The sequence below is a fragment of the Lentilactobacillus dabitei genome, from assembly GCF_019061365.1.
GTDB lineage: Bacteria > Bacillota > Bacilli > Lactobacillales > Lactobacillaceae > Lentilactobacillus > Lentilactobacillus dabitei.
Genome location: NZ_JAHPPD010000078.1, coordinates 1 through 12,776, shown reverse-complemented (window position 1 = coordinate 12,776; position 12,776 = coordinate 1). Strand labels below are relative to the sequence as shown.

Annotated in this window: 12 protein-coding genes and 1 riboswitch; of the genes, 8 read left to right on the top strand and 4 right to left on the bottom strand. The window is 42.5% G+C overall.

Translation table 11 applies throughout. The annotated features are described in order from the left end of the window. Window positions 1-170: 170 nt before the first annotated feature. Window positions 171-1,448: a cation:dicarboxylate symporter family transporter gene (locus tag KTE19_RS10830; protein ID WP_217342276.1), complete on the top strand. Its 1,278-nt coding sequence runs from the start codon at window positions 171-173 to the stop codon at window positions 1,446-1,448. 592 nt (window positions 1,449-2,040) lie between these two features. After that, window positions 2,041-2,205, bottom strand: a riboswitch (M-box (ykoK) riboswitch). A 57-nt stretch (window positions 2,206-2,262) separates the two neighbouring features. On the opposite strand, the gene KTE19_RS10825 is transcribed toward KTE19_RS10830, so the two are convergent. Beyond that, a complete protein-coding gene (locus KTE19_RS10825; protein ID WP_217342275.1) occupies window positions 2,263-3,777 on the bottom strand; it encodes a multicopper oxidase family protein in 1,515 nt (504 codons plus the stop codon). A 107-nt stretch (window positions 3,778-3,884) separates the two neighbouring features. On the opposite strand from KTE19_RS10825, the gene KTE19_RS10820 reads away from it, so the two are divergent. The 5 genes from KTE19_RS10820 (at window position 3,885) to KTE19_RS10800 (ending at window position 7,369) form a co-directional block, all read left to right on the top strand. After that, on the top strand, window positions 3,885-4,229 hold the full coding sequence (locus tag KTE19_RS10820; protein WP_289427520.1) for a hypothetical protein: 345 nt from the start codon (window positions 3,885-3,887) through the stop codon (window positions 4,227-4,229). Window positions 4,230-4,299: 70 nt separating this feature from the next. Then, window positions 4,300-4,545 (top strand): hypothetical protein, encoded by a 246-nt coding sequence (locus tag KTE19_RS10815; RefSeq protein ID WP_217164962.1) that lies wholly within the window; start codon window positions 4,300-4,302, stop codon window positions 4,543-4,545. Between the two features lie 329 nt (window positions 4,546-4,874). Continuing rightward, complete coding sequence (gene lepB, locus KTE19_RS10810; protein ID WP_217164960.1) at window positions 4,875-5,459, top strand: signal peptidase I; 585 nt, start codon at window positions 4,875-4,877, stop codon at window positions 5,457-5,459. A 177-nt stretch (window positions 5,460-5,636) separates the two neighbouring features. After that, window positions 5,637-6,683 (top strand): LLM class flavin-dependent oxidoreductase, encoded by a 1,047-nt coding sequence (locus tag KTE19_RS10805; protein ID WP_217164957.1) that lies wholly within the window; start codon window positions 5,637-5,639, stop codon window positions 6,681-6,683. 2 nt (window positions 6,684-6,685) lie between these two features. Further along, window positions 6,686-7,369: an NADPH-dependent F420 reductase gene (locus KTE19_RS10800; RefSeq protein WP_217342274.1), complete on the top strand. Its 684-nt coding sequence runs from the start codon at window positions 6,686-6,688 to the stop codon at window positions 7,367-7,369. Between the two features lie 245 nt (window positions 7,370-7,614). On the opposite strand, the gene KTE19_RS10795 is transcribed toward KTE19_RS10800, so the two are convergent. From KTE19_RS10795 to KTE19_RS10785, 3 genes are read right to left on the bottom strand one after another with little or no spacing between them, the layout of a single operon-like run. Then, window positions 7,615-8,256, bottom strand: a complete 642-nt coding sequence (locus tag KTE19_RS10795; protein WP_217164953.1) for an NAD(P)H-binding protein — start codon at window positions 8,254-8,256, stop codon at window positions 7,615-7,617. 13 nt (window positions 8,257-8,269) lie between these two features. Continuing rightward, window positions 8,270-9,313 carry an alcohol dehydrogenase catalytic domain-containing protein gene (locus KTE19_RS10790; protein WP_217342273.1) on the bottom strand — a complete coding sequence of 348 codons (1,044 nt, stop codon included), beginning with the start codon at window positions 9,311-9,313 and terminating at the stop codon, window positions 8,270-8,272. Window positions 9,314-9,322: 9 nt separating this feature from the next. Further along, window positions 9,323-10,183: an aldo/keto reductase gene (locus KTE19_RS10785; protein ID WP_217164949.1), complete on the bottom strand. Its 861-nt coding sequence runs from the start codon at window positions 10,181-10,183 to the stop codon at window positions 9,323-9,325. A 142-nt stretch (window positions 10,184-10,325) separates the two neighbouring features. Here KTE19_RS10785 and KTE19_RS10780 point away from each other — a divergent pair, with 142 nt between their 5' ends. Continuing rightward, on the top strand, window positions 10,326-11,204 hold the full coding sequence (locus tag KTE19_RS10780) for a LysR family transcriptional regulator (protein ID WP_217164948.1): 879 nt from the start codon (window positions 10,326-10,328) through the stop codon (window positions 11,202-11,204). Between the two features lie 159 nt (window positions 11,205-11,363). Next, window positions 11,364-12,371: an aldo/keto reductase gene (locus KTE19_RS10775; protein WP_217164946.1), complete on the top strand. Its 1,008-nt coding sequence runs from the start codon at window positions 11,364-11,366 to the stop codon at window positions 12,369-12,371. Window positions 12,372-12,776 lie beyond the last annotated feature (405 nt).

Sequence of the window (12,776 nt, the reverse complement as noted above, 5' to 3'; positions counted from 1 at the left end):
CCGAACACAGCAGTTAAGCTTCTGCACGCCGAGAGTAGTTGGGGGATCGCCCCCTGCGAGGGTAGGACGTTGCCACGCAATCAATAAAGGTCTTCAATGGTATTTACTGTTGAAGGCTTTTGTTTTATATTGAAATAAGTACATATTTTAAGAAGGATACAGGTGAAATTATGAAGCGCTACAAAGCATACCGATTAACCTTAGGATGGCAGATCCTCATTGGGTTGGTTCTGGGAGTTGTCTTCGGAGTTATTTTTTATAAAAATAATACTGCGATTACGACCATGCAGAATATTGGAACAATGTTCATTAATTTGATTCAAATGATTGTTTTGCCAATTGTGGTTTCATGTTTAACAGTCGGAATTGCCAGCATGGGAGACATTAAAAAACTTGGTAGAGTTGGCCTGAAAACAATTATCTACTTTGAATTAATGACAACAATCGCAATTGCACTTGGAATGATAGTTGCAAATGTTTTGCATCCCGGGACATTGATTGATATTCATTCGCTTCATGGTTCAGATATAAGTCAATACATGGCAACAGCAAAGTCTGCTCAGCATACGGGTATTTGGGGTACACTGTTGGGAATCATTCCCACCAACATTTTTCGCTCATTGGCTAACGGTGATATGATGCCGGTTATTTTTTTCTCAGTTTTCTTTGGACTTGGAATTGCGGCCATTGGAGAAAAGGGGAAAATTTTAATTGATGGATTGAACGCGGTAGCTGAAGTAATGTTTAAAGTAACCAACTGGGTGATGCATGCTGCCCCAATTGGAGTTTGTGCACTGATCGGCGTTGCCCTGGCAGAAATGGGTATTGGCGCCTTAATTCCACTTGGTTACTTTGTGGCAATTGCCTACGTCACAATGACCGTATTCATATTAGTTATGATGGGCATTGTGGCGAAGATATTTGGGTTCAGCATTTTTGATCTGTTATTGGTTATTAAGGACGAAATTGTCTTAGCATTTTCAACCGCCAGTTCAGAAGCGGTCTTGCCAAAGATGATCGAAAAAATGGGAAAATTTGGTTCAAGCCAAGGAATTGTTTCATTTGTCATTCCAACTGGCTATACGTTTAATTTGGATGGTTCAGCAATTTATCAATCAATTGCGGCACTCTTCCTAGCTCAGGCATACCATATCAACCTTTCAATCGGCCAGCAGATTACTTTGCTAGTTGTCCTAATGATTACTTCAAAAGGAATGGCCGGCGTTCCTGGCGCTTCCTTTGTGGTCCTACTGGCAACAATTTCAACAATTGGTGTCCCAGTTACTGGTTTAACGTTTATTGCTGGGATCGATCGAATTGTTGATATGGGAAGGACAGCCGTTAACGTAGTGGGTAACTCATTAGCCACTGTCGTGATTGGTAAATCCGAAAAAGAATTTGACGAAGAAAAATCGCGCAAATACATTGCTTCATTTAAAAGAAAGTAAATTAAAAGCCGTCAACGAAATTTACGTTGACGGCTTTATAATGTTATTAGTTCGATAAGATAGCAGTCACTTTTCAAGAATTAGTTTCCACCAAATTCTTGGAGGTAATGTCCCTCATAATTACTATTATTATCGTATTTATGTGTTGGCAATATATGACGATTAACCTCATTCTCCCCAATTAGTTTCCTAAAAGGTGAAGCGTTTATCGGTTAACTTAACCGATTGAACACAGGTACGTCAATACCTCAATGTTCAAAACCACCGAGAAATTGCATTAATTGAATTCCCAATGAGTCGCGCTATCTAAACAACGAAGTCGAGAAATTTCTTGTGATCCATTCAGCATTAAAGCCGATAAGCAAGAAACAAAACATTTAGATGGTTAGACTATTAATGATTTTGGGAAAATCGATTGTAACAATTTCTCGTTAAATCAAGGCCGCGAGGTTATCACAACCGACTTTCCCTTGGTAGACTGGTGTTTCGACGCTCCAGGATCTTTAAATTCAGTTGTCATAACACTCACCTCTTTAATCAAATTTTCGGAATAAAAAGTGCCCAGCTATTAACGACTGGACACACAAAATTAAAGCTTCGCCAGTCGTTGAGCTTTAGCACTATGTGATGTAGTTATAAATAACAGCTACGTTAGTCCAAGCCTTACTTTGACTGGGACAGCTGACTCATTGGCGTTTTTCGACGTTTCTGAGCAGTAGCATTTTTCACATAGGAGCCTCACCTAACAGCTATATTCATTTTTCATTCCATGAGTAATACTATCATACCCGCTAACTCTATGCAAGAATTAAGTTTACATATCCATGCCAGGGATATGTAAATCTTTCACTGCAACGCCCCGCTCTTTTGCAAATGCATTCATCAGGGTCGTCATATCCATTAATTGATAGGTTTTTGGATTTTCTGGATCGTAGACCTCAAACTGAGCCATCATACCGCCATCTTCGTGTTCAATGATGTGGCAGTGGTTCATGTAAACACCAAGGTGCTCAAACCAAACTTTGAGCCGGACGGTTTCACCAGGATTAACGCCAACGGTATCTTTTAATCCATTTTCGTTAGGATATGGGGCATGGCCATTTCTAGACACCACTCTGAATTGGGTGCCGTGCATGTGGTAAGGGTGGACCATTCCGTTACTCATATCATTGGTATTTGAAATATCCCAATACTCGACGTGACCAACTTGCTGACGATCGTCAATGCGTTGCATATCGAACTTTTTGTCGTTCATCATGACTTCTTCGTCCATTCCAGACATGACAACTTTGTGGACCGGAGCGCCGGCAGTTACTTCAGGGTCAGGAATGTTGACCAAGTGATCGGGTAGTTCAGTATCGTCTGCCGCAAACTCATGAATCCGAAAATGCATCACCGGGACGTCACCACAGTAGAGGGTGACAACATCACCTGGCTTGTGACCCTTAAAGTCAACGATGATCTCAGCCCGTTCCGCACAGGTTAACATCAAATGAGTAAAGTCGACGGGTTCTGGCAATATGCCACCGTCTGATGCAATTTGGGTAAACTTGAGATCATCGCTAAAATGCAGCCGCCATTCACGTCGGTTGGCACCATCCAATAAGCGCAATCTAAGTCGTTGCGTCGTGACATCAAAGTATGGATTAACGGTTCCATTAATGACAGGGGTTGGTCCTTGCACGCCATCCGGATCATAATCAGCGATGTAATCTAACTGGTTGTCTTTATGGAAACGACGATCCTGCAAAATAACGGGAATATCGTCCACCCCATAGGTTCTTGGGAATGGCAGTTTAGCTTCAACGTCATCTTTAACAACAACGGCAGTTGCTAATCCCTTCCACACGTGTTCGGCAGTTGATGGACATGGATGCGCATGGAGCCAAAGAGTCGCAGCTGGTTGATGGCATTTAAATTCAATCTGGGTACTTTTGCCTGGATAAACGGGGGCATGGCACCCGCCATCCGTAATTGGTCCCGGCACGTTTAACCCATGCCAATGAAAGGTTGTTAATTCGGGCAATTCGTTTTTTAATGTAATGTGAATCATCTTACCGTTCTTGAATAAGATGGTTTTTCCAAGAAAGGGGGCATTAAATCCCCATGTCTTCGTTTTGGCGCCGGGTAATAACTGAACTTCACCAGGCTGAGCAACGACCGTGTAATACATATCGGTCGGTGTTTCCTCGTCTGGTTTCAAAAGTTCTGGAATTCTTAGCGGTTGCTGTGGCGTCTTTGGCTCCTCAAGTGGAATGAAACCACCATCATGAGTATTGTACGCTGGCTCATCAAAAAAATAATCTGTATAAACTGTTCTCTTCGACATAATTATCCGCATCCTTTGATTATTTTGGATTCTCTTTAATCATACTACATAATTAGACGCGACCCCAAAATTTGTGGCATAATGGAACTATAAGAGGAGGTGGCACTGTGGCAGATGTAGTATCTATCGATAGGTTAGATGAAACAGCGACTAGAAAAGCGATTGAAGATTTTATTGAGTTCTATCTTCGCTGGTTGAAGAAAAATGATCTTGAAATTTTAGCTGAGTACAAAGTTGACTACTATTTGGCAGACATTAATCATTTTGTTTTTGAAAACCAGGCCTTTACTCCCGAACAAATGAGAGCAGCTTTATATGAAGAACGAGGCCAAGATATCAAACACGTAGTTACCGTGATTAATCCGGATTATTATCCAAATGGTCATTTAGTGGCTGGATCTTGGGATCAATGGTATCAAGATAAGTTCGACAAAATCAGTGTTCGTGACTAGTCGTTTAAATATACTTTCAATGTCGGATTTGCTATCATGAAGTTAATATTACTAGTGAGGAGGGATTTTCATGGCTAAAGGCAAGACCAACCAATCAAAGGAACCGAAGCGCCAACAACCGTTGCATTACAAGACAGAGGTTGATGTGCATCAAATGGTGATTAATAAATCGGTTATGTCGTTGAAGGTACCCACCATTATTGCGCAGAAGCAGGCTCAGGGACTGTTATCCAAAGCCGTAGACGATGGGGTCACCCCTTACTACCTCAAGCAGGAAACCCTTGATAGGCTGAGTGGAATTACCCACCACGAATAAGTTGATTGAAAGATACTTGAATAAGTTGTCGAGACTGGGACAATCGGTGTTTTGACCCCAGAATTGAATGGAAGAGCAGTGCATTCTGATTTTGAATGTATTGCTTTTTTTGCTTAAATGGCAAGGATCAGCCGTTTGGCGCAGCACTAACTTAGTCATTAGTGACCAGCCAAATCGATGATTGCCGATTAGAATTAACATCTGCCCCAGCAACATTGTTTGGAATCTTCATGCTTTAAACATGAGGTGTTGGATAGTGCCATGGAAGATGATAAACTATATTGAATAGATGTAAAAATGACAACTAAAGTGAGTAATTGGTGGATTAATTGAAATTTTTCAAAGAAGTATTGAGTTGGGTAATTCCTGTCGTCGTTGGGTTAGTCATTGGATTTGGGGTTAAGCAATTCGTAATCTCAGCCAATTTTGTTGACGGAGATTCGATGCAGCCTAATTTGCAGAATAAGCAAATGGTGGTGAGCTTGCGGCAAGCTAAAATTCATCGTAATTCAGTCATCGTTTTCGATGCTCACGGGGAAGATCCTCAAGCAACCCCCAAAGATTACTACGTTAAGCGAGTGATTGGATTACCAGGCGATACAATTAATAGTCGAAACGGTAACATCTATGTTAACCATACGAAGTTGTATCAGGGCTACATTGGGACGCAGCAACGAACGATCGGAACCGGTAATTGGAATTTGAAGTCATTGTCTGCACACTGGGTCGGTGATCAGCAGGTGGTTAGAGTCCCTAAAGGAAAATATTTTGTCTTGGGCGATCATCGATCAGTCTCTGATGACAGCAGGTATTGGGGCTTTGTTGATCAAGATAAAGTTGAAGGGGTCACCAAGGCATTCCCATTTCAAAACCGAAGTAAACAAATCAATCGGGCTTATCAAGTGACTCATTAGGAAGATGACGGGATTCAGACGAAAGTTCATTTGACCCCAGAATTTAAGTGAAGACGGCAGCGCATTTTGATTTTGGCATGCACTGCCGTTTTTAATTGGCGACTTTAGTTGCTTTTTGCGGGTATCTATAATAATCTTATATCATACTTACAAAAAATAAGCATTCGGAGGAAAAATATGGTTAATGTAGATAAATTGCAATTTGGGTTGGAAACATTCGGGGATATTGTTTCCGCTGAAAACGGCGATCTCTTGACGGCTGGCCAATCAATTCGCCAAATTGTAAAAGAGGGTCAATTGGCTGACAAACTAGGTGTTGACGTGATCGGGGTTGGCGAACATCATCGACCCGACTATAGTGTCTCCAGTCCAGAAGTTGTCTTGGGGGCCATCGCTTCTGTGACTCAAAACATTAAGCTGGCCACAGCAGTAACGGTTTTGAGCTCTGATGATCCGGTTCGAGTATACGAACGATTTGCCACCCTTGAAGGGTTATCTGCTGGCCGGGCACAAATCATGCTGGGCCGGGGTTCATTTACCGAATCGTTCCCGTTATTTGGTTATGATTTAACCGATTATGACGATTTATTCAACGAAAAATTGGAAATGTACAGTCAATTAATTAAGGAAAAACCGGTCACTTGGCAGGGCAAGTTTACCCAAACCTTGAAGGATCAGGATGTTTATCCCAAGACTGATTACAACGGCATTGAGACCTACATTGGGATTGGCGGCTCACCTGAATCAATTATTCGAACCGCTAAGTATGGGTATAAAGTCATTTTGGCGATTATCGGTGGCCAGGCAGATCGATTTGTCCCTTACCTTGATTTGTACAAAAAGGCAGCCAGTCAATTTGGCAAGCCCATTCAACCAGTTGCGGTTCACTCACATGGCTTTATCGCCGATGATGAGGATGAGGCCGTTGAAGTTGCTTGGAAGAACATTAAGGCAAACTTTGATCGGATCGGCTTGACCCGGGGTTGGGCGCCAATGAGCCGGGAACAATTTGATGGTGAAACCAAAGTTGGGTCATTTTATGTGGGGAACCCAGAACATGTTGCCCAACGAATGGCTCGAACGATTAAGTTGCTTGAGCTTGGTCGGTTTGATCTGGTTTATGGTGCTGGCAATCAGACGGCCGCTCAGCGTGAACGAATGATTGAGCTTTATGCGACCAAGGTGATTCCTCGTGTTAAAGAAATTCTGTCTGAGGAGGGTTAGAAATGGCAAAAATTAAAAACGTTGGCATTATCGGTGCCGGCAAGGTTGGCATTGTATTGGCTCAATTAGCCTTGGCTGCTGGCTATAATGTCAGAATTTCAGGCTCCGGTTCTGTTCAAAAAATTGCCCTGACTATTGAGACGCTGGTTCCAGGTGCAGTTTCGGCAACCAATCAGGGCGTTGTTAGCAAAAGTGATTTGATTATTTTAGCCATTCCCCTCAGTCGGTATAAAAATATCAAGCCAAAGCTGCTCAAAGACAAATTGGTCATTGATGCGATGAACTATTGGTGGGAAACCGATGGGATTCGCGAAGAAGTTCTGGATCCCAATTCAACTTCTAGTGAACAGGTTCAGAAATATTTTAATAAGAGTACGATTGTCAAAACTTTTAATCATATGGGTTATCATAATCTTCAAGAAGAAGCTCGGCCTGCAGGTGCTGAGAATCGCAAGGCATTATTTGTGACTGGCAATAACAAAGCGGCAGTGGATGAAGTCGCCGATTTTGTGAATACAATGGGATTTGATACGGTGGTTCATGATGATCTCGCTGATGGCATTATGACCGAACCTGGCAGCAGTCTGTTTGGTGCAAGCTTGACCAAAGGGGATCTTCAGAATGTGATTGATCATTTTGATGAGACTGAATTTGGACAGAAGGTTAAAGCCGGTAAAGCAAATTAATTTCTTTTAGATTCTGAGCTAAGATTGGGACGAAAGGCGATTTGATCCTAGAATTTAAGTAAAAGCGGCAGTGCATTCTGATTTTGGAATGCACTGCCGCTTTTACTTAAATGGCGGAGATCAGCCGTTTGTCGCAGGTTTTATCAATGTAAAATGGTGAGCTTGAGTTGCCTTTGTCAACAATTTTCCGACTAATGTCACAGCTCCATTTTTTTAGAAACTATCCACTTATTTTGTCGTGTTCATTAATAGAAACTTGGCTTCGTCCATTCTGTGTTGGGCTCACCAATCCCCAAGCTTTCTCGATGATAATTTTCCTTACCAGTTAAGAGATCAGCTGCAAATTTGGCAACGGCTTCCCGAGAAATTTGCGCGTCTTTAAACGGTTCACCTTTCTTGGTCACGTTAATGGCAGTCTTGGCAGGATCGTTGTATAGCCAGGTTGTCCGTAAGATGACATAATCCAAGTCGGATTTTTCAATCGCCGCAATTGTCTCAACATAATTGGTTTTCCAAACCAAGCCAGTATGTTCACGGTACCATGATTGAAATGGGCCGGCAACTTCCTGATAGACATCAGGAACGGACATTGCGATAAACCGTTGAACGCCAGTTTCATCCAACACCTGAATGAGTGGCTGAACGATCGAAGGTGAGGCAACATAAGCAAGAAAAACGGCGTCGGCGCCGGTCACAGCATTCTTCAAGGCAGCCGGATCTTTTAAATCCCCGTCAACCAAGCTGACCCGGTCACCAGCAAACTGACTTAATCGTTGACTGGCATTATGACCAAATAAAACGAGATGGGCATCGCTGTTAGTTAATAAATTCTGGGCAGTTAGTTGGCCAATTTGGCCAGTTGCTGCTAAAACGACATATTTTGGCATGATTTTATCTCCTTTACTTATTGTTAACGATTAATAAGGACTTGATTGCTGTCCGCTGATTCATTGCTTCGTAGGCATCTTCAACGTGATCAAGGTCAAAATGTTTGGTAAAAACTTTTCCAGGATTGATCCTACCATCAAGGACCGCCTGCAACAGGATAGCTTTGTCTGGTTGCGTAACCGAGGCAATGCCGCCTCTTAAACCAACGCCTTTCCAAAACAGCTGGTTGGATTTTGGTTCAGTCTGGGGAACCCCAACGCGGCCGATGACAGCGCCAGGTCGGGCAATTTGGCCTGCCTGCTCAATGGCGCTGGCAGCCCCAACACATTCAAGAACGGCATCAGCGCCGGCATTTTCTTTGGTAAGGGTTAAAACATCAGCTATGGCTTGGTCGCCCTTGGTTGCAACGACATCAGTGGCACCAAATTCTTTTCCTAATAAAGCTCGATCCTCATGGTGACTCAGCAAGATAATCTTTTCTGCTCCTAACAATTGAGCCCCAATGACACCACAAAGCCCCACTGCACCATCACCGATCACAGCGACCGTCATGCCCTGCTTGATTTCCGCGTTTCGTGCCGCATGAAAACCGGTGGCCATCACATCTGACAGGGTTTGTAATGAAGCGAGTTGATCCTCTGAATAGTCTTCAGGATTGCCAAGTATTTTAACCAGGCCGGAGTCAGCTGGCTCATAAATCATAAATTCAGCTTGATAACCGCCATTCGTATGAGGCTGTTGATTCAGACAATTACCTTCAAAGCCATTTAAGCAGGCGACACAATGACCACAGCCATGGGTAAATGGGACAATGACAAAGTCGCCGGGATGGAAATTTTTCACATCCGAACTCACTTCTTCAACGATACCAATTGCTTCGTGACCCACCAGAGAATTAGCGGCTCGTTCAGAAATACCACGATACCACCACAGGTCTGAACCACAAACACTGGCCCGGATGACCCGAATCAACGCCTGATTGTCGCCATCGATTTTAGGCTTTGGGACGGCTTGGACTTCAACCTGTCCAGGCTTAATAAATACGACTGCTTTCATTTTTCCTCCTTATTGACGTAACGCCTTCAAGCTTTGACCAAAGATGCTTTCAATTGCGGCTGGATCGCGATGGTCAAAGAATTGACTTTCGTGCTTGTCCAGCGTGTTCATCGTTTGCATTTCTTCGTCGGTGAGCTCAAAGTCAAAAACATTGAAATTTTCAGCCATGCGGGTCTTATGAACTGATTTAGGAATAACCACAATTCCTCGTTGAATGAGCCAGCGTAAAATGACTTGGCCATTCTTTTTGCCATATTTTTGACCAATGTGGGCAATTGTTTCGTTGGTAAAAATAGCGTGTTTACCTTCAGCAAACGGTGCCCAGGCTTCAACCTGAATATCTTGACTCTTTGCAAAGTCAACTTCAGCATGTTCTTGAAACCATGGTGAAACCTCGATTTGATTGATGGCCGGCTTCACATCTGACATCAATTCCAAATTCATTAACTGATCAGGGGCAAAGTTAGAAACACCAATTGACTTAATCTTGCCGGCTTTTTGAGCCTCCACCAAAGCTCGCCAAGCGCCAGCAATGTCGCCATATGGTTGGTGAAGGAGGTAAAGATCCATATAATTCAGTCCGAGTCGGGTTAAAGAATCATCAATTCCCTGTTTGGCCTTTTCATAGGTAAAGTGATCGACCCATAATTTGGACGTCACAAAAATATCTTCCCGTTTCACTTGGCTCTTATTAATTGCCGCGCCAACTGCTTCTTCGTTATCGTAAGCGACTGCGGTATCAATTAATCGATAGCCCGTGTCCAGCGCATCACTAACTGCTTTTTCAGCGATCGTTAAATCAGGTACTTGGAAGACACCAAAGCCGAGTTGAGGCATTTTATGACCATCATTTAAAGTGACGAATTGCATGATTAAAATCTCCTTAGTTGTTAATCTCAAGTTAATTCTTTATCTGTTAACAATGCTAGTATATGGCTGCAGCTTGGAAAAGAAAATTACCGATTAAGTATGTTACTATACAGATATGACATAGTAGTAGGGAGGCTTTGATTTGGCCATTGATTTAGAATTATTAAGAGAACTAGTTGCTTTTCAAAAGTATGGTACTCTCAGTGCAACCGCGGAACATTTGATGATCACGCAACCAACGGTAACCAGGGGGATGAAAAAGCTTGAACAGCAGTTGGACGTCACATTATTTGATCGGCAAGTCAGCAACCACATTCAGCTCAATGACAGCGGTCAATTTGCCGTTGGAGAGGCTGAGAAGTTATTAAAAGCAGAAAGCGACTTTACCGGCAAAGTACGCAACTACGACCGCTCAAAAAATGAAATTGCGATTGCGTCGGTTGCCCCTGGACCAATTTTATTGTTAAATCAGATTAAGGACAAAATTGAAAGTCAATTGAACATTAACGATCAGACGATTAAGCTAGACGAAGTGATTGATCGGCTGCAGACTTTCAACGACAGATTAATCTTTACCAATCAGGAAATCACCACTGATGATATTGAATCCATGTATTTAGGGGGCGAATATCTTGGGGTTGGCATTGATAAATTTAATCCACTGTCTCAGCAGCAGCACATTTCATTCGCAGATTTAGCTGGCTTGAGTTTCCTGGTGGTCCAAGATATTGGGCCTTGGCGGCAAATCGTTGAAGAACAAATTCACAATGCATCATTTCTTTATCAGGAAGATTTGAATGCCATGAGTCAAATTAGTCGATATTCAAATTTTCCGTTTTTCTTTTCAAACTTATCACAAGTAACTAGTACGACAGGCGAGCGATTTAAGAATAATAATCGGAATCCTGTTCGAATTGACGATCCGCACAATAAAATTGAATTTTATGGGGCTTATTTGAAGCGGGAGCGGGAAACGATCCAACCAATTCTTCGGATAATTAGTCAGAATTGGCCCAAATGACCATGCCTGGAGATGTTCAAACCAATTAACCAATTCTTTTGTTTCCCCCGTTCATAAGCGATTAGTGGGATTAAACCGCTCTCTTGACTTAAAGCGGACTTTAAGGTGTACCATTTACATGAAATCTATTGGCATCCAATTGAAAGGGGAGATCAAGAAATGAAATACGCACAATTAGGAAATACTGATATTCATGTTTCGAAGATTTGTGTTGGTGCGATGAGCTTTGGCAAGGCTGGGACAATGCACGACTGGACGCTGAATTACAATAACAGTAAGCAGGTTATCAATCATGCGTTGGATCAAGGAATTAATTTCTTTGATACGGCCAATGTATATTCTGAAGGGACCAGCGAGGAATACCTCGGAAAGGCATTGAAGGAAAGCAAGGTTGCTCGCGATCAGGTTGTAATTTCCTCAAAAGCTTACTTTAATCCGGGTCGCTTATCCAGTGAGGCTATTCATCGAGAAGTTGAAGGCTCGCTTAAACGTCTTCAAACGGATTATCTGGACTTATACATCATCCATCGGTTTGATTACGAGACACCAATCGAAGAAACGATGGCTGCTTTAAATGATCTCGTCAAATCCGGGAAGGTTCGGGCAATTGGGGCATCCGCCATGTATGGTTATCAATTTTATAATATGCAACAAGTTGCCAAGGATAATGGTTGGGCGCAATTTCAAGCAATGGAAAATCATTACAACCTACTTTATCGTGAAGATGAACGGGAATTAATCCCGATTTGTAAGCAAATGAATGTTTCCCTGATGCCATATAGTCCATTAGCAGCTGGTCATTTAAGTCATCGTGATTGGCAAGTAGATACACTGCGGAGTCAGACCGATCGGGTATCAATGGGCAAATATGATCGAGCTGAAGACCAGGATCAAAAAATTGTCGACCGAGTTAGCAAATTAGCGGCTAAGTATCATGTATCGATGAGTCAGATTGCACTAGCTTGGCAGTGGGCTAAAGGGGTCATGGCCCCGATCGTTGGTTCCACAAAGGTTCAACACTTGGATGATGCAATTGCTGCCTTGCAAGTTAAATTGACACCGGAGGATATTTATTATTTAGAGGAATTGTATACGCCTCATGAAATTGTTGGCGCAATTGATCAAAATCCGGCGGCAGGGACGGTATTGATTGATGAGAAGAAGTAATGCTTGTTTAACTTTGACGCTTCAAGATAGAAACGGATTTGTGATGAGCGGTGAATGCATTCAATCTTCTTGATCGGGGGCACTTGTTTCTTGCTACTATTCCTATTCCAGATGTTCTCTGTGATAATGTGCTCAGCTCATCAGCTTCTTCCACTTAACTGAAAATGATCCCTGATCATAGGCATTTATTAGTTGTTACTACTCGACTATATTGTGGAAACGTGCTTCACCCAACTGACGTTAACAATATAACAAGGGCTATCAATAATCCCGAACCCAGGATTATCAATAGCCCTTGTTATATTAACGCGTCAAACCGTTGGGTTGTAAGCACTAAATAATTGGACGTATTCAAAAAGGCATTCGAGCATGTTATTCTTCAGATAACACAATCGAATGCCTTTT

Coding starts and splice junctions, on each gene's coding strand:
- KTE19_RS10830 (WP_217342276.1), top strand. CDS start 171: ATGAAGCGCTACAAAGCATACCGATTAACCTTAGGATGGCAGATCCTC.
- KTE19_RS10825 (WP_217342275.1), bottom strand. CDS start 3,777: ATGTCGAAGAGAACAGTTTATACAGATTATTTTTTTGATGAGCCAGCG.
- KTE19_RS10815 (WP_217164962.1), top strand. CDS start 4,300: ATGGCTAAAGGCAAGACCAACCAATCAAAGGAACCGAAGCGCCAACAA.
- KTE19_RS10805 (WP_217164957.1), top strand. CDS start 5,637: ATGGTTAATGTAGATAAATTGCAATTTGGGTTGGAAACATTCGGGGAT.
- KTE19_RS10800 (WP_217342274.1), top strand. CDS start 6,686: ATGGCAAAAATTAAAAACGTTGGCATTATCGGTGCCGGCAAGGTTGGC.
- KTE19_RS10795 (WP_217164953.1), bottom strand. CDS start 8,256: ATGCCAAAATATGTCGTTTTAGCAGCAACTGGCCAAATTGGCCAACTA.
- KTE19_RS10790 (WP_217342273.1), bottom strand. CDS start 9,313: ATGAAAGCAGTCGTATTTATTAAGCCTGGACAGGTTGAAGTCCAAGCC.
- KTE19_RS10785 (WP_217164949.1), bottom strand. CDS start 10,183: ATGCAATTCGTCACTTTAAATGATGGTCATAAAATGCCTCAACTCGGC.
- KTE19_RS10775 (WP_217164946.1), top strand. CDS start 11,364: ATGAAATACGCACAATTAGGAAATACTGATATTCATGTTTCGAAGATT.